Source organism: Actinopolymorpha pittospori, assembly GCF_014873875.1.
In the GTDB taxonomy this organism is placed as follows: Bacteria; Actinomycetota; Actinomycetes; order Propionibacteriales; family Actinopolymorphaceae; genus Actinopolymorpha; species Actinopolymorpha pittospori.
Genome location: NZ_JADBEM010000001.1, coordinates 8,752,191 through 8,771,900, shown reverse-complemented (window position 1 = coordinate 8,771,900; position 19,710 = coordinate 8,752,191). Strand labels below are relative to the sequence as shown.

17 protein-coding genes are annotated in these 19,710 nt (G+C 70.0%); 13 read left to right on the top strand and 4 right to left on the bottom strand.

Annotated features, from left to right (window positions below; translation table 11 throughout):
* The first annotated feature begins 228 nt into the window (after nt 1-228).
* Both HEB94_RS40610 and HEB94_RS40605 read left to right on the top strand, forming a co-directional pair.
* Nucleotides 229-1,359, top strand: a complete 1,131-nt coding sequence (locus HEB94_RS40610) for a Gfo/Idh/MocA family protein (RefSeq protein ID WP_192754756.1) — start codon at nt 229-231, stop codon at nt 1,357-1,359.
* A gap of 72 nt (nt 1,360-1,431) precedes the next feature.
* On the top strand, nt 1,432-2,217 hold the full coding sequence (locus tag HEB94_RS40605; RefSeq protein WP_192754755.1) for a ThuA domain-containing protein: 786 nt from the start codon (nt 1,432-1,434) through the stop codon (nt 2,215-2,217).
* A 125-nt stretch (nt 2,218-2,342) separates the two neighbouring features.
* Here HEB94_RS40605 and HEB94_RS40600 read toward each other — a convergent pair whose 3' ends face one another.
* The 3 genes from HEB94_RS40600 to mce all read right to left on the bottom strand — a co-directional run bounded on the left by HEB94_RS40600 (nt 2,343) and on the right by mce (nt 6,160).
* The gene (locus HEB94_RS40600; protein WP_238361753.1) at nt 2,343-3,653 is read right to left on the bottom strand and encodes an AI-2E family transporter; all 1,311 of its coding nucleotides are present in this window, start codon (nt 3,651-3,653) and stop codon (nt 2,343-2,345) included.
* A gap of 325 nt (nt 3,654-3,978) precedes the next feature.
* On the bottom strand, nt 3,979-5,124 hold the full coding sequence (locus HEB94_RS40595; protein WP_192754754.1) for a hypothetical protein: 1,146 nt from the start codon (nt 5,122-5,124) through the stop codon (nt 3,979-3,981).
* A gap of 487 nt (nt 5,125-5,611) precedes the next feature.
* The gene (mce, locus tag HEB94_RS40590) at nt 5,612-6,160 is read right to left on the bottom strand and encodes a methylmalonyl-CoA epimerase (protein WP_202896809.1); all 549 of its coding nucleotides are present in this window, start codon (nt 6,158-6,160) and stop codon (nt 5,612-5,614) included.
* Between the two features lie 90 nt (nt 6,161-6,250).
* On the opposite strand from mce, the gene HEB94_RS40585 reads away from it, so the two are divergent.
* The 8 genes from HEB94_RS40585 (at nt 6,251) to HEB94_RS40550 (ending at nt 15,151) form a co-directional block, all read left to right on the top strand.
* Nucleotides 6,251-7,444: an acetyl-CoA C-acetyltransferase gene (locus HEB94_RS40585; RefSeq protein WP_192754753.1), complete on the top strand. Its 1,194-nt coding sequence runs from the start codon at nt 6,251-6,253 to the stop codon at nt 7,442-7,444.
* A complete protein-coding gene (gene meaB / locus HEB94_RS40580) occupies nt 7,441-8,457 on the top strand; it encodes a methylmalonyl Co-A mutase-associated GTPase MeaB (protein WP_337918277.1) in 1,017 nt (338 codons plus the stop codon). The genes HEB94_RS40585 and meaB overlap by 4 nt, the downstream gene beginning before the upstream one ends.
* 211 nt (nt 8,458-8,668) lie before the next feature.
* Entirely contained in the window at nt 8,669-8,836 is a 168-nt protein-coding gene (locus tag HEB94_RS40575) for a hypothetical protein (protein ID WP_192754752.1), read from the top strand.
* A complete protein-coding gene (locus HEB94_RS53930) occupies nt 8,833-9,495 on the top strand; it encodes a PH domain-containing protein (protein ID WP_192754751.1) in 663 nt (220 codons plus the stop codon). The genes HEB94_RS40575 and HEB94_RS53930 overlap by 4 nt, the downstream gene beginning before the upstream one ends.
* 403 nt (nt 9,496-9,898) lie before the next feature.
* Nucleotides 9,899-10,966 carry a phosphatase PAP2 family protein gene (locus HEB94_RS40565; RefSeq protein WP_192754750.1) on the top strand — a complete coding sequence of 356 codons (1,068 nt, stop codon included), beginning with the start codon at nt 9,899-9,901 and terminating at the stop codon, nt 10,964-10,966.
* 177 nt (nt 10,967-11,143) lie between these two features.
* The gene (locus HEB94_RS40560; RefSeq protein ID WP_192754749.1) at nt 11,144-11,659 is read left to right on the top strand and encodes a MarR family winged helix-turn-helix transcriptional regulator; all 516 of its coding nucleotides are present in this window, start codon (nt 11,144-11,146) and stop codon (nt 11,657-11,659) included.
* A gap of 187 nt (nt 11,660-11,846) precedes the next feature.
* Nucleotides 11,847-13,559 (top strand): coenzyme B12-dependent isobutyryl-CoA mutase large subunit, encoded by a 1,713-nt coding sequence (locus HEB94_RS40555; RefSeq protein WP_192754748.1) that lies wholly within the window; start codon nt 11,847-11,849, stop codon nt 13,557-13,559.
* 134 nt (nt 13,560-13,693) lie between these two features.
* On the top strand, nt 13,694-15,151 hold the full coding sequence (locus HEB94_RS40550) for an FGGY-family carbohydrate kinase (protein ID WP_192754747.1): 1,458 nt from the start codon (nt 13,694-13,696) through the stop codon (nt 15,149-15,151).
* A gap of 166 nt (nt 15,152-15,317) precedes the next feature.
* On the opposite strand, the gene HEB94_RS40545 is transcribed toward HEB94_RS40550, so the two are convergent.
* A complete protein-coding gene (locus HEB94_RS40545) occupies nt 15,318-16,655 on the bottom strand; it encodes an HNH endonuclease signature motif containing protein (protein WP_192754746.1) in 1,338 nt (445 codons plus the stop codon).
* Between the two features lie 231 nt (nt 16,656-16,886).
* Here HEB94_RS40545 and HEB94_RS40540 point away from each other — a divergent pair, with 231 nt between their 5' ends.
* The 3 genes from HEB94_RS40540 (at nt 16,887) to HEB94_RS40530 (ending at nt 19,705) form a co-directional block, all read left to right on the top strand.
* On the top strand, nt 16,887-17,537 hold the full coding sequence (locus HEB94_RS40540) for a histidine phosphatase family protein (protein WP_202896808.1): 651 nt from the start codon (nt 16,887-16,889) through the stop codon (nt 17,535-17,537).
* Between the two features lie 239 nt (nt 17,538-17,776).
* A complete protein-coding gene (locus HEB94_RS40535) occupies nt 17,777-18,562 on the top strand; it encodes a DeoR/GlpR family DNA-binding transcription regulator (RefSeq protein WP_192754745.1) in 786 nt (261 codons plus the stop codon).
* 69 nt (nt 18,563-18,631) lie between these two features.
* Nucleotides 18,632-19,705, top strand: a complete 1,074-nt coding sequence (locus tag HEB94_RS40530) for a 2-hydroxyacid dehydrogenase (RefSeq protein ID WP_192754744.1) — start codon at nt 18,632-18,634, stop codon at nt 19,703-19,705.
* Nucleotides 19,706-19,710 lie beyond the last annotated feature (5 nt).

The window sequence follows — 19,710 nt, the reverse complement described above, 5'->3', positions numbered from 1 at the left end:
GTCGCCCCGCGCACTCGTGGACCATCCGCACCACCCGAGTTCGCCGAGCCGGCGGCGAACCGGCGTTGCCCGGACACCGACAGTCGTCGGCGGGGTGAGGCGGCCCCGAAGTGGACACGGTCACGGTGCCTTCCGTGGACGAGGCGTGTGCACTGGCCGGGGTTGGCCACTCTCGCCCCCGCTTCTGACCTGCGAGGAAGGCCGGCCGGCTACCTAGACTGGCTCGCGATGAGCACGAACTCGAACCCGGCGCAGTCCGCTTCCGCCGGGCAGCCAGAACCCTCCCGTCCCCTCCGCGTCGGTGTCATCGGCCTCGGCTTCGCCGGCCAGGCGGCCCTCAAGGGCTTCCTCGCGCTGCCGGACGTCGATGTCATCGCCTTGGCCGGCCTCGAGGCCGACCGCCTTGCCGAACTCGGCAAGGAGCACTCCATCCCCCATCTGTACGCGCGCTGGCAGGACCTGCTCGAGCGTGACGACCTCGACGCGGTGAGTGTGGCGACGCCCACCCACCTGCACGCGCCGATCGCGATCGCGGCCCTCGAGGGTGGCCGACACGTCCTGTCGGAGAAGCCGCTCGCGCGCTCCGGTGAGGAGGCGCAGGCCATCGTCGACGCGGCCGTGAAGGCCAACCGCGTTCTCAAGGTGTGCTTCAACCACCGGGAGCGTGGCGACGTCGCGATCCTCAAGCGGCACCTCGACGCCGGCCAGCTCGGCCGGGTGTACTACGCCAAGGCGCACTGGATGCGCCGCAACGGCATCCCCGGCATGGGCAGCTGGTTCACCAACCGGGAGATGGCCGGCGGCGGCCCGCTCATCGACCTCGGTGTGCACATGCTCGACATGGCGTTGTACCTGCTGGGCGAGCCGCGGGTACTCTCCGCGAGCGCCTCGACGTTCTCCGAGCTCGGCCCGCGTGGCCTCGGCGGCTCGGAGTACTCCGCCAAGCAGACCGTCGGTTCGGCGTACGAGGTCGAGGACCTCGCCACCGCGTTCCTCCGCCTTGAGGGCGGCGGCGTACTCCAGCTGGAGACGAGCTGGGCGACGTTCCGCAAGCCCGGCGACGACTTCGGCGTCTCCCTCTACGGCACCGACGGTGGTGCGGAGATCGGCGTCGAGAACTACGCTGCCGAGGACACCCTCCGTATCTACACCGACGTCGCCGGAGCGCCCGCCGAGGTGCGTCCGCGGGTGATCCGTGGCGAGGGCCACCGGGCAGTCGTCCGCGAGTTCGTCAAGGTCGTTCGCGGCGGCGACTGGTCGGCCTACGTCGGCCGGGACGGTCTCGCGCGGGCCCGCATCATCGACGCCTGCTACCAGTCCTCGTTGGAAGGCCGCGAGATTCCAGTCATCGAGGCGTAGCGAGGACCCGCGGCAGGGCTCGTCGCGAACCGTCAGAGACTTCACTGAAGCGAGCAGCAAAGGGAGCTACACATGAGCACGTCCCCCATCAGGGTGACGGTCTGGGGCGAGAACGTCCACGAGCAGCGGGACGCCTCGGTCAAGGAGATCTACCCCGACGGCATGCACGGCGCGATCGCGGCCGGCATCGCGAAGAACCTCGGCGAGAACGTCGTCGTCCGCACGGCCACGCTGCAGGAGCCTGAGCACGGCCTCACCGAGGAGGTGCTCGCGGAGACCGACGTTCTCACCTGGTGGGGTCACGCCGCCCACGGTGAGGTCGCGGACGAGGTCGTCGACCGCGTCCAGGAGGCAGTGCTCGGCGGCATGGGCCTGATCGTCCTGCACTCGGGCCACTTCTCCAAGATCTTCCGCAAGCTGATGGGCACCACCTGCTCCCTCGACTGGCGCAGCGAGAACGACCGGGAGATGGTCTGGACGGTCGCGCCCGACCACCCGATCGCGGTGGGCGTCCCCAACCCCATCCTGATCCCGGCGCAGGAGATGTACGGCGAGTACTTCGACATCCCGCAGCCGGACGAGCTGGTGTTCATCAGCTCGTTCTCCGGCGGTGAGGTCTTCCGCAGCGGCTGCGCCTACCGCCGCGGTCGGGGCCGGCTGTTCTACTTCAGCCCCGGCGACCAGGAGTACCCCGTCTACCACCACCCCGACATTCAGCGGGTGCTGTCCAACGCCGTGGGCTGGGCCGCTCCGAAGGGTGCGGAGCGCATCACGCCGCACGTGTCGCGCCGTCCCACCGGGTGGTACGAGTCCGGGCAGACGCTGCCGACCGCGGACCCGCGGCTCGCGCAGTCCTGAGCTCCGTCCCGTCCGGTAGCGGTAGGAACCTCGGACGTCTGAGCACGCAGCGGGCCCCTCATCCAAACTCGGATGAGGGGCCCGCTGTTCGTGTCGTGGGTGTCTGTGGATCCTGGGAGCAGACCTCAGGCGTCCTCGAGTCGGGGGTGGATGACCTCCCGGATGAGCAGCAGGATCGCCGCGGCCGTCGGGACCGCGAGCAGGGCGCCGACGATGCCGAGCAGGGAGCCGCCCACCATCGCCGCGATGACGATGACCGTGCCGGGCACCTTCACCGAGCGCTGCATGATGCGCGGGTAGATGAGGTAGTTCTCGATCTGCTGGTAGACGACGTAGTAGATCGCGCAGGCGATGCCGATCTTGACGTCGGTGAGCAGACCGATCGAGGTCGCGACCACGGCGGAGACCGCGCCACCGATGAGCGGGATCAGCCCGAGGACGGCCACCACGATGGCGAGCGCCAGGGCGTACTCGCTGAGCCCGACGATCATGAAGAAGATGAACGACGCGGTCGCGGCGATCGCCGCCACCGCCAGCTGGCCACCGACGTAGCTACCGACCCGGGCGAGGATCGCGTCGCCCAGCAGGGAGACGCGGTCGCGCCGGGAGCGGGGGACCAGCTTGTAGAGGGCATCCTTCGTGGTCGGGAGGGAGCCCAGGAAGTAGAGCGTGAGAACGAGGATCGTGAAGCCACCGAAGAGGGTGCTGACCACGATCCGGCTGGCCCCGACGACGCCACCGAAGAGTCGCTCGGCCAGGCCGCCGCTGGTGATGTACTCCTCGACCCGCTTGGTGATCTGGTACTCGTCGTCCAGGTCCTGGAGGTTCGGGTTGTTGCGCAGTGCGGTGAACCATTCGGGCACCTGGTTGACCAGCGAGGTGACCTGCTCGGTCACGACCGGGACGATGGCGAGCCCGATGAGCGCGAAGACGAGCGCGACGCCGAGGAACACCAACATCACCGCGAAGCCGCGCCGCAGCCGGCGTCGAACGAACCACTCGACGAGCGGATTGAGACCGACCGCGAGATAGAGGGACACGACCAGGAGGATGAGCACACTGCTCGCCGAGGCGAGCATGTTGGCGAGCTGCCAGGCGAGGAGCGCGCCGAGCGCGCCGAAGAAGCCGAGATAGAACGGCGAGTGCCGGCTGATGCGGGGACCTGGCCGGCCGAGCCGCATCGACCCCGCGTCGTTCTCGTCGCCGTCGCCGTCGTCGGCGCCGAGCTGACCCCTGGTCGCTGTCGACGGGGTGCTCGGGCCTCTCTCCTCGAGCGGTCCGGTCGAGGAGGTGGTGCCGCGTCCTGCCGTCCGCTGTGCGGTCTGCCCGCTCGAAGCGCCGGGCTCGTCGGTCACCGACTGTTCTGCCGCCACCGCGGTCTCCGATCCGTTGGTCGCCCCCCGGGCAGGCGTACCTGCCACGTCCTTCTCGCCCATCTCGCCCTCCGACCTGCCGGACCCGTCGTCGCACCTGTCCGGGTCGCGCCTGTGCAGGTTCTCATGTGCGGGCGGTGTTCGCATCCACCATGCCGACCGGCGTGGTCAGATGTGCCCGGCCGGGCAACCTCGGGTCGTGGGTGGCCGCGCTGATCGAGGGTCGATTGAGAGTTGGTCGGGAGGTCGTCGAGGATTGCTCGGGAGGTCGTCGAGAGTTGGTCGAGAGGTCGTCGGGCGGTGCCGGGGTGTTGGTCGTCGAGAACGACTGCGCCCTCCCGTCCCAGCTACCTGACGGGAGGGCTTGGCCGTGGGGGTTCAGGCGGCCTCAGCTGTCCGACGATGCGCCGCCCGGCCGCTTCGGCTCACCGGCGGGCCTCGACGCGCCGGGCTTGCCCGCGGACGCCGACGAGGAGGGGCCTGTCGCGCCGGCGGCGACGGGCGTCGGGCGCTGCTGGTCGGGCACGCCGCCGGCGATGACGCCCACGTTGTCGCGGAGTCGGGTGAGGCTCTCGATCAGGTCGTCGCGCTGGCGTCGCAGGGTCGCGAGCTGACGCTCGGCCGCTGTGGTGTCCTCGCGCGCCCTGGTCTGGGCGTCACGCACGATCCGGTCGGCCTCGGCGCGGGCCTCCTTGCGAATCTGCTCAGCGTCGCGGCGAGAGCGTGCGAGTACCTGCGCCACCCGGTCGTTGGCGTTGCGGAGGCGTTCCTCGGTGCGGTGGTCGGTCTCCTGCGAACGCTTGTCGGCGTCACGGAGGAGCTGCTCGGCGTGGCTCGTGACCCGCTCGGCGGCCGCGGCCGCCGAGGTGTGCACGGTCGCCGCCTCGCGCTGTGCCTTCTCCAGGATGCCGGCCACGGCGCTGCGGCGTTCGGCGGCTTCGCGCTCGGCCGCGGCCAGCATGGCGGCGACCTCGTGCTCGGCTCCCTGCTTACGGGTCCTCAGCTGCTGTTCCAGCTCGCGCAATTGGCGGTTGGCGTTGTCGGTCGCCTGCTTGAGGATGTCCTCACGGCGCTTCTGAGCGGCCTTGATGATCCGCTCGGCCTCCTCCTCGGCGGCGTTGCGAATCTTCTCGGTCTCGTCGACCGCACGCCTGCGCACCTCGGAGGTGCCACGCTCGGCGTCGTCGGTCAGCCGCCTGACCTCCGCCTGGGCGTCGGCCCGGATGTCGGCTGCGGCCTCCTCCGCCCGCGTCTCGACGTCGAGGGCCTGCTCCTCGGAGAGCCGAAGAATCTCCTGGGCCCGCCGGCCGAGCTTGGCCCAGGTGGGCTCGCCCGCCTCTTCCAGGGCCCGGCGGGTCAGCGCGAGATCTCGTTGCAGCTCACCGATGGCACGGTCGCGCTCGTCGAGGACCGCGTCGAGCTGCTCGACGACACCGTCGACTTCCTGCCGGTCGTAACCGAGGAGGACGGTGGTGAACGTGCCGACCTTCCGACCGTTCTCCAGCAGGGAAAGGCCCTCGTCCGGCTCAGACATGCGCGCTCCTCACAACTCCGGTGAACCACCCCTATGGTGCCCCGCTTCGGAAGCGGTTGCCACTTACGGGCGCGTCAGTCGGCGGCACCCGAAACGGCGGCAACCCAGCCAGACGCGACGAGCCGCCAGGTGCGACAGAACCCGCCGAAAGCAGGCCACCGTCACAACCTTGACACGTCCCACCGACACCGTGGACGGCAGAGGCCAGGATTCTCAGATTTCTCTTGGGTAGGAGGACTCCGAGCCGCTCGGCGGAGCCGCGCCATGGTCCGGACCGACGACGCAAGGCGGCCTTGCCTCCCGCCCGGGAGCCATCCAGCGGCCCTTCCCCGGCCCTTCCCCGGCGCTGCCCTCGATCATGCCTCGATCATCCCGGGAGCGTGCGTGCCTCGAGCATGCATCGACAGTGCGTCGACCGTGTATCAACCGGGTTCAACCGTGGTTCGGCCAAGCCTGGAAGGGCCTGCCGGTCCCCTGCCGCAGCCGGTCACGCGTTCGGCGTGTCGTGGATCTCGCGCGTGTCGTCGGCCTCGGCGGGAGGCTCGACGAGCTCGACCAGGAAACCGCCGGCGTTCTTGGGATGGATGAAGTTGACCCGGGAGCCGGCCGTGCCGCGCCTCGGTTCGTCGTACAGGAGTTCGATGTCCCGCTCGCGCAGCGCCGCCGAGGCCGCGTCGACGTCGTCCACGGTGTAGGCGACCTGGTGGAGGCCCTCGCCGCGGGAGGCCAGGAACCGCCCGACCGGTGAGTCGGGGCGCAGGGGAGCGAGGAGCTGGAGCTGCGGGCCCGAGGTGCCCACGGCGAGCATCGCCTCGCGCACGCCCTGTTCCTCGTTGACCTCGGTGTGGGTGACGCGCATCCCGAACTTCTCCGCGTACCACGCGATCGCGGCGTCGAGATCGGTCACGGCGATGCCCACGTGGTCGATCGAACGGAACATCGGCTGCGGTGGGGACGACGGGGACGACGCCGATCCGGAGGACTCGGTCGACTCGGGCGAGCCGTCGGAGCTCGCGTCGGGAAGGTCTGCGGGCATGCCTCCATCCTGCGCCATTCGGTGGAAGTCCATGCGCCGGCATGCCGAACGAACGGGACCGAAGGGACGCCAGCCGCGTAGGCTGGCATCGTGGGATCGGTCATCATCAGCGGCGCGCGCACGCCCATGGGGCGCCTGCTCGGCGCGCTCAAGGACTTCTCCGCGGTCGACCTCGGCGCGATCGCGATCAAGGCGGCGCTGGACCGCAGCGGCGTGGCTCCCGACCAGGTGCAGTACGTCGTGATGGGCCACGTTCTGCAGGCGGGCACCGGCCAGATCACCGCACGGCAGGCCGCCGTGAAGGCGGGCATCCCGATGACCGTCCCCGCGCTGACGGTCAACAAGGTGTGCCTGTCCGGTCTCGACGCGATCGCGCTCGCCGACCAGCTCATCCGGGCGGGGGAGTTCGAGGTCGTCGTCGCCGGTGGCATGGAGTCGATGACCAACGCACCGCACCTGCTGCCGCGTTCCCGCACCGGCGTGAAGTACGGCGACGCCACCCTGCTCGACTCGATGGAGCACGACGGGCTGTGGGACGCCTTCACCCAGGTCTCGATGGGTGAGCTCACCGACCGGCACAACCAGAAGCTCGGTATCGGGCGCGAGGAGCAGGACGTCTTCGCCGCCCGGTCGCACCAGCGGGCCGCCGCGGCCGCGAAGGACGGCGTCTTCGACGCCGAGATCGCACCCGTCGAGGTGCCGCAGCGTCGCGGCGAGCCGGTGGTCGTCACCGCCGACGAGGGCATCCGCCCCGACACCAACGCCGACCGGCTGGCCGGGCTCTCGCCCGCGTTCGTGTCCGACGGCACCATCACCGCCGGTTCGTCCTCCCCGATCTCCGACGGCGCGTGCGCCGTCGTGGTCGCGAGCAGGGAAGCCGCCGAGCGCCTCGGCCTGTCGTGGATCGCCGAGATCGGCGCACACGGCGTCGTGGCCGGACCAGACTCCTCCCTGCAGTCCCAGCCCGCCGACGCGATCCGGGCCGCCTGCGCCAAGGAGGGGATCGCACCCACCGACCTCGACCTGATCGAGATCAACGAAGCCTTCGCCTCCGTCGCCGTCCACTCCGTCCGGGAGCTCGGGGTCGACGAAGACCGCGTCAACGTCCACGGAGGCGCGATCGCGCTCGGCCACCCGATCGGCATGTCCGGCGCCCGTCTCGTACTCCACCTCGCGCTGGAGCTGGGTCGGCGCGGCGGCGGCGTCGGTGCCGCGGCGCTGTGCGGTGGCGGTGGACAGGGTGACGCCCTCGTCGTACGGGTGGGCGCCGGCGGCACCTCGTGACCGAGCCAGCGACGGAGCCGCGCGCGACCGCGGGGCCCCGGCGCCGACGTCGCTCGGTCGGTGAGCTGGTCGAAGCAGCACGGGCCGGCGATCCGCGCGCGGTCGCTCGCCTGATCTCCCTGGTCGAGAACGCCGCTCCCGTCCTGCGTGAGGTCGCGGCGGCGCTCGTGCCCTACACCGGCCAGGCGCAGGTGCTCGGCATCACCGGCGCACCAGGTGTCGGCAAGTCGACCTGCACGTCCGCGCTCGTGACGACATACCGCCGGCAGGGCCTGCGCGTCGGGGTTCTCGCGGTCGACCCGTCGTCGCCCTTCTCCGGAGGAGCACTGCTCGGTGACCGGGTCCGGATGCAGGACCACGCGACCGACCCCGAGGTGTTCATCCGCTCGATGGCGACGCGCGGTCACCTCGGTGGGCTGGCCTGGGCCACCCCGCAGGCCGTCCGAGTCCTCGACGCCGCCGGATGTGCGGTGATCCTGGTCGAGACCGTCGGTGTCGGACAGTCCGAGGTGGAGGTCGCGGCCCTGGCCGACACGACGCTGGTCCTGCTCGCGCCGGGGATGGGGGATGCCGTCCAGGTGGCCAAGGCCGGCCTTCTCGAGGTCGGTGACATCTATGTCGTCAACAAGGCCGACCGCGACGGCTCCGAGCGGGTGAGCCGCGACCTGCGCCACATGCTCGCCCTCGGGGAGCGGCCGGACGGGGCCTGGACCCCACCGATCGTCCCGAGTGTCGCGACCACCGGCGAGGGGATCGACGCGGTGGTCCAGGCGGCCACGGCACATGAGGCGCACGGACGGGAGACAGGCGAACTCACGCGTCGTCGCACCCGCCGGGCTCGTGCCGAGATCGAGGCGCTCGCCCTGGTCGACCTGCGTCGACGACTCGACCGGCTGCCACGCGACCGCCGGCTCGACACGCTCACCGAACGCGTCCTCGCCGGCGAGTTGGACCCTTATCGAGCGGCCGACGAGCTCGTCGCGGAAATGGTCGGTGACTCGGGGATGCCCTGAGTGGGTACGGACGGTGGTGGCGCCACCGCGCCGAATGCTCGCTAACGTGGCCCTCCGTCGACCTATCGGTCAGACCTTGGGGATGTCAGCGCCCACGGGGTGGGATGTACGTCGCGCCCCTTTTGCCGTACCGCAGATACCACTTAGAGTTCGTGTTGGGCTACAACACGCAAAGAGGCCGCGCAGCAGCCCACAAGGGAGGAGTACGGACGTGACAGCCGGTACGAAGAAAGTGGTCACCTGGCTTGTTATCGCCTTCGTTGCGTTCTATCTGGTAACCAGACCCGACAGCGCGGCCGATGCCGTCCGCGGCGCCGGAAGTCTGATCAGTGACGGCTTCCAGGCACTCATCACGTTCTTCAGCACAGTGTTCGCGTGACCGGACCGCTCCGATGGCTTCGGCGAGCGATCGCCGATCCGAAGATCGTGCGGCACCTTCTCGCCGACGAGGGCGAGGTGGTGGTCGATGAGGTGCGCCACCACTGGGTGGTCTACATCATCCCGGTCCTGGAGTGTCTGGGTGCGCTGGTGTTGTTCGGGGTCATGATCAACCTCCCCGTCAACGCTGCGTGGGTGCCGTTCATCGGCGCTCTTCTGCTGTTCGGCCATGCCGGCTGGCGCGCCCTGACCGAACACATGGACCGCTTCGTGATCACCAACATGCGGGTGTTCCGCGTGCGTGGCGTCCTGACGAAGAAGATCGCCACGACCCCGATCATGAGGATTCTCGACATCACGATCGACAAGCCGTTCGCCGGCCGGATCCTCGGCTACGGCCACTTCGTCTTCGAGAACGCCGCGCAGGAGCAGGGACTTCGCGAAGTCAGGTACGTCGGTAGGCCCGACCAGCGCGACCTCACGATTCAGCGCCTGCTCCAGCGTTCCGGCCTCCGGGCGACGGCCAACGAGCGGGAGGAGGAAGAGGGAACAGCCGCGGTGGTCAAGGCGGCGACGACGGCGGCCCGCCCGCGCGCCAACCATCCGCGTCGTCCCGGCCCGCCCACTGCCCGTCGGCTTCCGCCGCCGCGACCGCGTTGACCCCGGCGCCGGCAGGGTGCTGAGGCGTCTCCGGCCGTCCGTGGCGGTGTTGTGGCGTTCCGCGAGACCTGATCGTCCGCCTCGCGCCGGTCACGTTCTCCACGTTCTTCCGAGTTCTTTCGATCCGCCTCGCCAGCCATCGTCGGCTGGCGAGGCGGATCTGCTTCCAGCCCAGGTGGGTATGCTCCCGAGCGTCGCGACGCGACACCCGATGCTCCGTTTTCGGGGGAAAATAAGGCAAAGACGCCCAACGAGTAAATGAACGGTGAGACAACGCTCAGTCACGCACTGGGTAAGCAGGAACCCTCTTAACTCACTGGTCGTCTATCGTCGGGAAGACCGACGGCCGGACACCAACGCGGCGTTCGTGATCACCGTCGATACTGAGAGGAGCCGGCCCGTCATGCACGGTCGAGTCTCGGAGAAGAAGGCCCGAGACGAGTCCACCGGTGCGACTCCGACTTTTCCGGTGCTGGCAGTCGTCCTGTTCGTCGGGGTGCTGGCGATCTTCGCGGATCTGGCCCGAGGCGGATTTCTGCTGAGCTTGGACTCTCACGTATCCGAGATCTGGAAGTTCCGGGGGCCGTACGACTACCCCTACGCCGACGCCGTGGACCGGATCGGCCAACGGTTGATCTGTCTGCCTTTGCTGGTCATTGTGGCGTTCTACCTGTCTCGCCGGATTCGCAGCATTCGCCCGCTCGTGATCGCCATCGGTTCCACGATCGCGCTCAACGGCGTGATCGGCGTCCTCAAGCTCGCCAGCGGGCGGGAGAGCCCGCGCACCGGTGGCCCCGAACTCTTCGTCGGCGACAACGTCCTCTTCCCGTCCGGGCACACCGCCAACACGCTCTTCGTCTACGGCCTGATCGTGGCGCTGCTGGTGCGTTACGGCAGCATCAGCCCGCCCGTGCGCCGGCTGCTCTGGGCCGTGGTCGCCGGGATCACCGTCCTGATGACCATCATCTCGGTCTACCGCCACACCCACTGGTTCAGCGACCTGGTCGCCGGCGCCATGGTCGGCGCCGCGATGCTCCAGCTGACGCTGCTCGTCGACCTCGGCTGGAGTGGCGTACGACGGTGGTTGCGCAGGCTTGCCGGACCGACCTGGGTGGTCGTCGAGTGGGGCGTCGGCCTGATCCGGCGGCGCATCGTCCCGCCGCTCAAGCTGGAGGCCGGCCAACCCGCGACGCCCGCGCGGGGCGACCAGCAGCCCGGCCCGAGCGAGCCCGCGCACAGCGGTACGCCGTCATCGCAGCGAGACGCGCAGATGATCCACCAGCAGCGTCCGCACCCGGCGCGCTCCCAGCCCACCCACCCGCCGACACACCCAAGGACACACGTCCGCACGGGCGGTCGGGGACACGGGACAGGCTGGCCGGAGCCGCGTGCCACGGACGACGGCGACAACCCGCAACAGGAGCCCGGACACGGCGACCGCCCGGCCGCCCGCCAGCACGACCCCGCCTGAGAGGCCGCACGGTCCCACCGATGGGCGCCGTTCGAACCAGGGCGACGCGATGCGGCCGAGGCCGGTCCGGACCGGCCTCCGAGCACAGATCGCCAACCAGGTTCCCACTCTTTCCTGTGGCCAGCTGACGTGGGCCAGCTCCAGGGGTGGATCCGGTCGCCTGTTACGTTCCTGGGCATGGCGAAGAGGAGGCCGCTGCCGTTCGACCCCGTTCAGGAGGCAGCCCGACAGTGGGCACACCACTTCGGTGGGGATGCCGCGGTCGAGCCGATGCGGGCGGTCACCTCGCTGATGCGGGTCCAGCAGATCGTCCTCGCCCGACTGGACGAGGTGCTGCGGCGCTACGACCTGACCTTCGCTCGGTACGAAGCCCTGGTGCTGCTCACGTTCACCCGGACCGGCGCGCTGCCGCTGGGCAAGATGGGCGAGCGCCTGCAGGTGCACCCCACGTCCGTGACCTCGATCGTCCGGCGACTCGAGCGGGACGGCCTGGTGCGACGCACCCCTCATCCGGAGGACGGACGAGGCGTCCTGGCGGAGGTCACCGACGAGGGGCGCGAGGTCGTCAAGGCCACCACGAAGGACCTCGTCGCGATGCGGTTCGGGCTGGACGCGCTCGACGACGCGAGCCTGTGCACGGTGCACGAGCTGCTGACCCTGGTACGCCAGGACGCGGGCGACTTCCTGCCCTGAGCAGGCGCGCCTCCGGCGGGCGGGTGCCGTCGCCGGGCTGAAGGCGGATCCGAGCGGGCCGGAGTCACCGAATTGTGTCCGACCCGACTCCTATGCTCTCGAACTCCGCACCTGCCTGCGGATAGTTGGACGTCCTACTATCGTGGCAGTGGCGCCTCACGAGGGCGCCCGGAAGCCGGGAGGACCTATGAGGGCCGAAGACATCGCGGAGGGCCGGCGCCGGTGGAGGCAGCGGTACGACGCGGCGGGGGAACGCCTGCGGTCCGGCGGGGGCGCCGCCGCGGACAGGCAGGACCGGTTGCGGCGTACGACCCTGTCCGGATCGGAGGTGGAGCCGGTCTACGGCCCGCCGGACGGAGCCGATGATCCCCGCTTCGAGCGCATCGGCTGGCCGGGCGAACACCCCTTCACCCGCGGCCTGTACCCGACCGGATACCGGGGGAGGACCTGGACGATCCGGCAGTTCGCGGGATTCGGAAGTGCTCATCAGACCAACGAGCGTTACCGCATGATCCTCGCGGGCGGGGGCGGTGGGTTGTCGGTGGCCTTCGACATGCCCACGCTGATGGGCCGCGACTCCGACGAGCCCCAGTCGCTCGGTGAGGTCGGCCACTGTGGCGTGGCGGTCGACTCGGCCGCCGACATGGACGTGCTCTTCGAGGACATCCCGCTCGGTGAGGTCACTACTTCGATGACCATCTCCGGGCCGGCGGTACCCGTCTTCTGCATGTACCTCGTGGCAGCCGAACGCCAGGGCGTCGACATCGCCACCCTCGACGGAACCCTGCAGACCGACATCTTCAAGGAGTACATCGCGCAGAAGGAGTGGCTGTTCGCGCCGCAGCCGCACCTGCGCCTGATCGGCGACCTGATGGAGTTCTGCGCCAAGGAGATCCCGGCCTACAAGCCGCTGTCGGTGTCGGGCTACCACATCCGGGAGGCCGGATCGACCGCCGCGCAGGAGCTTGCCTACACCCTCGCGGACGGCTTCGCCTACGTCGAGCTAGGCCTGTCCCGCGGCCTCGACGTCGACGTCTTCGCTCCGGGGCTGTCCTTCTTCTTCGACAGCCACATCGACTTCTTCGAGGAGATCGCGAAGTTCCGGGCCGCGCGCCGGATCTGGGCCCGCTGGATGCGGGACGTGTACGGCGCGAAGACCGACCGGGCGGCATGGTTGCGATTCCACACCCAGACCGCGGGCGTGTCGCTGACCGCGCAACAGCCCTACAACAACGTCGTTCGCACCGCCGTCGAGGCACTCGCCGCCGTCCTCGGCGGGACCAACTCCCTACACACCAACGCGCTCGACGAGACCCTCGCGCTGCCGTCGGAGCGGGCAGCGGAGATCGCGATGCGCACCCAACAGGTGCTGATGGAGGAGACCGGTGTCGGTAACGTCGCCGATCCTCTTGGCGGCTCGTGGTACGTCGAGGCACTGACCGACCGGCTCGAAGCCGAGGCCGAGGACGTGTTCGCCCGGATCAGGGAGATGAGCGACGACGGGACCATCACCGCGGGTCTGCTTCGGGGTATCGACGACGGCTGGTTCATGAGTGAGATCGCCGACGCCGCCTTCCAGTACCAGCAGGCACTGGAGAAGGGCGAGAAGAAGATCGTCGGCGTCAACGCGCACACGGCCTCCGTGACCGGGGAGGTGGAGATCCTCCGGGTGAGCCACGAGGTCGAGGTGGAGCAGCGGCGCATGCTCGCCGACCGCCGTCGAACGCGGGTGCAAGCCGACGTTGACAAGACGCTGCGCGAACTCGCGGAGGTGGCGCGTACCGACCAGAACATGGTTCCGGCCATCCTGGCCGCCGCCCGCGCGGAGGCCACGCTCGGTGAGATCTGTGGGTTGTTGAAGAAGGAGTGGGGCGACTACCGCGAACCGGCGCGCTTCTAGCGCGCCTGGGGTCCTCGCCCGGGGCCGTCGCTTGGGGCTGTCGTCGCCCGGGGTCGTCGTCGGTGCACCATGCGGTGACCAGATCCGCGGGGTCGAGTTGACGCGCCGCTCCGGACGCCGATGTGATGGGGTGCATGACGGAGCATGCCGATCATGGCCTGACCTGGCTTGGTGTCGACCTCGGTACGCAGGGGGTCCGCGTGGTCGCCGCGACGGCCGACGGCACTGTGGTGGCGAAGGCGTCGGCCTCGTTGGGCAGTCGGCGGGACGGTGTCCGGCACGAGCAGGACCCAGAGGAGTGGTGGTCCGCCTTCGCCGCAGCGGCACGGGAAGTGATGCGTGCGGGCACCGTCGGTACGGTCGGCGGGCTGGCGGTGTGCAGCACGTCCGGGACGGTGTTGTTCGTCCGGGACGTGGACGGCGATCCCTCCCGGCCGGTCACTCCGGCGCTCATGTACGACGACGGTCGGGCCGGCACCTACGCCACGCGCCTCGCCGCGGACCCCGCACCTGGCTGGGCGGCGGCCGGAGCCCGCCCGCAGGCGTCGTGGGGGCTCGCCAAGGCGTTGTGGCTGCTCGAGCAGCACGACTTTCCCGGGGACGCGCGACTCTCCCATCAGGCCGACCTCGTGGCCGCCCGGTTGGCCGGCGTACCGGTGGCGACGGACTGGAGCCACGCGCTCAAGAGCGGCGTCGACCTGATGCGCGCCGACTGGCCCCGCGACGTCCTGGACCGACACGGGCTCGACCCCGCTCGGCTGCCCGCGGTCGTCGCGCCGGGTGCGCGGCTGGGTGAGGTCGGCGCTGCCGCGGCGAAGCTGACCGGGATTCCGGCCGGCACACCGATCCTTGCCGGGCTGACCGACGGATGCGCCGCGCAGGTCGCCTCGGGCGCCCTGACCCCGGGTGCGTGGAACTATGTCCTCGGGACCACTCTCGTCCTCAAGGGCACGACGAAGGCGCCGGTCGAGGATCCCAGCGGCGCGGTCTATTCCCACCGCAGCCCGGACGGCGGGTGGTGGCCGGGTGGCGCGTCGAGCGCGGGGGCGGGTGTGCTGGCCCGGGAGTTCCCGGGCGCCGATCTTGCTGCGCTCGACGAGGCGGCCGCGGCGTACGAACCGGCGGGCTGCCTCGCGTACCCACTTGTCGGGCGGGGGGAGCGGTTCCCGATCAGCAGGCCCGACGCCGAAGGATTCCTGGACGGTACGCCGAGCGGGGACGCGGAACGCCACGCGGCACTCCTACAGGGCGTCGCGTTCGTCGAACGGCTGGCGCTCGAGCACGTCGAGGCGTTGGGGGCGGCGGTGACGGGGGCGGTGACGCTCACCGGTGGTGGGGCTCGCAGCGCCTACTGGCCGCGGTTGCACGCCGACATCCTCGGCCGCGAGATCGTCGTACCCGAGGTGACCGACGGCGCGTTCGGTATGGCGGTGGTCGCGGCGGCCGGTACGTACGGATCCCTGTCGGGTGCGGCGGACGCGATGGTGCGGGTCCGCTCCCGCCACCTTCCACGGGAGGGCAGCACCGATCGGTTCACCGATGCCTACCAGCGCTGGCGGGACGCACTCGTCAGGCGCGGGTGGTTGGACTGATCGCTTCGTCCGGCACTGGATGATCTTGACGTCAACCTAGTGTTGCGTCCGCTGCGAGGTCGGCGGCAGCAGGGTGGTCTCTGCGGCTGCGGCTGCGGTCTAGCGGCGGAGGGGGTGTTGGGTGGGGTCGGTCCATGGGGGTGGGATGTATTCGGGGTGGCCGTGGTCACCCATCCGCACCTGCCAGTTCGTGGTGGATCATGTCGTGGTGGGTGGGGCACAGGAGTACCCCGTTTCCTATGTCTGTGGGTCCTCCGTCTGCCCAGTGGATGAGGTGATGGGCGTGGCACCATTTTTCGTGTGCTTGGCAGTCGGGGAAGTTGCAGTGGTGTCCGTCGCGTTCTCCGAGGGCGTGGCGTTGGTTGCTGGTGAAGAGTCGTGTTCCGGTGCCGAGGTCGAGGATGGCTCCGTCGCTGCCTAACACGGCGGGGAGGATCTCTGCGTCGCAGGTCAGCATGCGTAGCCATCGTGCGGAGACCGGGATCCCGTCGGGGACTTTCCCGAACGCCCCGACCTTCGGACCGCTGCCATCCGCGCCGCCGTTCTCCGCGTCCCCGCGGCCGGTGACGCACGCCTCGCAGCCGCCGTCGGGGTTGAGGGTTGCGGTGGCTTGGAGGGTGGTGTGGATGACGCCGTGCCCGTGGAGGCCGCGGAGAAACTTGAAGGGGACCGTGGCGGTGATCCGCGGCCTGGTCCCGCCCCGGGTGGGTGCGTTCCCGGCGGCCTGAGCGAGGCCGATCCATTCGATCGCGGCGTCGGCCAAGCGGCGGTCGTAGGGGCGGGTGTCCCTGCCGTGCGGGCCGGGCCGTGGTTTCGCCAGGGCGTCGAGCATGCCGTGGAGTTGGGCCATGTAGGCGCGTTCGAACCGCATGGTGACGGTGCCGATGCCTGGTCCGGCGGTGCCGAAGTAGACGGTCCTGCTCGCGGCTGCTTTCCGCTCCTCGCGCGCCAACTGTTCACCGATCCGTCTGTCGGCGTCGTTAGGGGCCACCACCTGATACAGGCGGTCTCCCAACGCTCGCAGCTCCTGCGGGTCGAAGGTCTGTGCCTGTTCCACCAACGCGGCCTCGCCTTGGGCCTTGACGTCGGGGTCGATGTCGGCGGGGAGTTTCCCCATGGCGAGGTGGATCTCCTGCGCATGCCGCAACGACACCCGCCCCTGCGACAGCGCCTTCTTCGTGCTGTGCAGGGTGGCGTCGAGGGCCTTGGCCAGCTTCACCGCGCCACCGGCTTCGGCGCGGCTCATCCGGGTCTGTTGCCGGACCCATACCGCGGTGCTCGCCGCACCCGTGCCGGTGTGGACCGCGTTGACATCGGCTTGCCGCACCAGGTCGAAGATCAGGGCGTCCAGACGCGCCCGCTCCCGCACAAGCTGGGCCAACACCCCGCCGAGTTGCGCGTCGGGGAGCGACCAGATCGGACAGGACGCGGCTTCGTCGAGGGAGTCGCGGACACCATCGACCACAGCACCAAGCGGATGGGTGGAGGTGGTGTCGGTGTCCATGACCAAACCCTAGACCCGACCACCGACAACAACCCCTTGTAAACAAGGCGATCCGAGCCGCCCAACCAAGATTCTTTCGAACAAGTCTTTGTCAGAAACGAGATCCGACACGGAGGGCGGTAGGCAGCGAGCACGTCGGCGTCCCAGTTGATCTCGGCGGCGGGCCGCTGGGTGCACCGGCTGACTGGACCTCCGCTGTCCTGGCGGAACGGAGACGTCTATCGTCGACGGGTGCCTCATGATCGCCCCGGCCTCCCGGTGACCGTGTTCCTCGTCCGTCACGGCGAGACGCCCATGCACGCCGAAAACCGCTACGTCGGGCGTACGGACGCGCCGTTGACCGATCTCGGACACGAGCAGGCGGTCGAACTCGGCGAGTGGGCGGCGCAGGCGAAGTTGACGGCGATCGTGAGTTCGACTCTGCGACGAGCCCGTGACACGGCGGAGCCGGCCGTACGCAAGACCGGCTTGCGCGCGCCGGTCGACGAGCGCCTGGTCGAACTCGACTTCGGCACGGCCGAGGGCCTGACGGCGGCGGAGATGCGGGAGCGGTTCCCGCACGAGCGTGCGGCGTTCGAGGCCGATCCCTATGCCAACCCGCTTCCCGGCGGAGAGTCTCCCTCCGCCGCGCTGGCACGGGGACGGGCGGCGCTCGCCGACATCTCGAACGGCGAGTCCGGCGACCGGGTCCTCGTCGTCGCGCACGGCACGTTCCTGCGCATCGTGGTCTGCGACCTGCTCGGCATCCCTCCGCGGGCCTTCCGTACGGCGTTGCCCGTCATCCGCAACGCCACCGGCGCGGTCCTGCGGCGCGACCACGCGGGTCGGTGGGGCCTCATGGCATGGAACCCACCGCTTGGAGCGGGAACCGAAACCTGGTGAGCGGCGGCCCGGTGCGCCGCGGCAAGGCGGCCCGGTGAGCCCACCTGGCCGAACCCGGTCAGCACCTCTTGACCCGCCTGCTCGCTTCGTCACAGGGTAGCCCGAGATGATCACGTCAGAACGTGTTAAGTCGTGTGACGACGTGACCAGGTGCTTCCCGCCGCGCAGGGCGCCGTGCGCTTCGTGTGGCGCTCCGAGACGTCAGTTCCTACGCCGGACCCGAAGGTGGTGGCCGCACGATGACCGTCGACGGCCGGCACGAGTCGCCGGAGGAGCGTCAGGAACGCCTTGCGGAGTTCGTGCTGGGTCGGGGCAAGTCGACCGCCCAGGAGCTCGCGCCGATGTTCGGCGTCAGCCTGATGACGATCCACCGCGATCTTGACGAGCTCGCCGAGCGGGGCGTGGTGCGGAAGTTCCGTGGCGGTGTCACGGCACAGCCGTCCGGGGTCTTCGAGTCCAACGTCGCCTACCGCCGCAAGTCGATGTTGACGCAGAAGCAGGCGATCGCCCGGCATGCCGCCCGTCACGTCGAGTCCGGGATGTCACTCATCCTGGACGACTCGACCACGGCGTTCGCGCTCGTCGCACATCTGGCTCCGGCACGGCCGCTTCATGTCGGGACCAACTTCCTGCCGGCGATGCGCGAACTGTCGCGGGTCCGGGGAGTCGGGCTCACCGGCTTCGGCGGCGACTACGACCCCCTGCACGACTCGTTCCTCGGTGTGACGTGTGTCGAGGCGGTCCAGTCGCTCCGGGTCGACGCGGTGTTCGTGTCCACCTCCGCGCTGTCCGGCGGTTTCGCCTACCACCAGGAGGAGCGGATCGTCGCGGTCAAGCGGGCCATGCTGGAGGTCGCGGCGGTGCGGTACCTGCTGCTCGACCACACCAAGCTCGGCCGTACGGCGTTGCACCGGCTGGTGCCGGTCGACGCCTTCGACGTGGTGATCGTGGATGCCGGGGCGGACCGGAACGTGGTGGCCGAGCTCAAGTCCCATGACGTACGTGTCGAGGTGGCCGGTGAGTGACCCTCGCGGTGACGCCCGTGTCGGCCAGACTACAGACCAGAGTCGGGAACAGAGGAGAGACGGGGACAGATGAGCAGAGCGCGAATCCTCGCGGCTGGTGACGAGTTCGTCCGCCCCGACCTCCTGGTCCGGGCGCTCGACGCGGAACTCGGCCGGTCCACCGCACCCCGCCGCCAGCGGCCGGACGTGCGCACCCTCGACCTGGGCTGGCCGACCCGGCCCTGGGGCAAGGTCGGCGAGGTGGTCGAGGCAGCCGGGGACGAGGACACCATGATCGCCGCCCTGGACGGCGTGGACGCCGCCGTCACCCATCTCGCGCCGTTCACCCAACGCATCTTCGACCACGCGCCCGACCTGCGCCTGGTCGTGGTGTCGCGCGGTGGCCCTGTCAACGTCAACCTGGCGGCGGCCACCCGGTCCGGCGTCGTGGTCTGTTACGCACCCGGGCGCAACGCGAACGCCGCGGCGGAGTTCGCGCTCGGCCTCATGCTGGCGACCTGCCGCCACATCGCCGCCGGGCACGCCGAACTCTCCGGCGGACGCGACTGGCCCGGTCACTACTTCCGCTACGACTCGGCCGGATTCGAGCTGCGCGACTCGACCGTGGGGCTGGTGGGGTACGGCGCGATCGGACAGTTGGTCGGCCGACTGCTGACCGCCTTCGGTGCCCGGGTGCTCGCGTACGACCCCTTCGCGGCGGCGGAGGCGTTCGGCCCGGACGTCGAGCGCGTCCACGACCTCGACGTCCTGCTCGCGAAGTCCCGGGTGGTGAGCCTGCACGCCCGGCTGACCGAACAGACGAGCGGACTCATCGGCGCGGCGGAACTCGCCCGGATGCGTCCGGGCTCCGTCCTCGTCAACACCGCACGTGGCGGCTTGGTCGACTACGACGCCCTGTGCGACGCGCTCGACCGGGGTGCGCTCGCCGCTGCGGGGATCGACGTCTTTCCCGAGGAACCACTGCCCCGGTCCTCGCGACTCTTCGCCACCCGCAACCTCGTGATGGCCCCGCACATCGCCGGCTGCAGCCGGGAGGTGGCCGAACGCGCCGCGGCGATCTGTGCCGGCGAAGTACGCCGGTGGCTCGACGGGGAGCCGCCGGCGCACTGCGCCAACCCGGAGGTCCTCTCCACCCGGCGCTGAGGAGG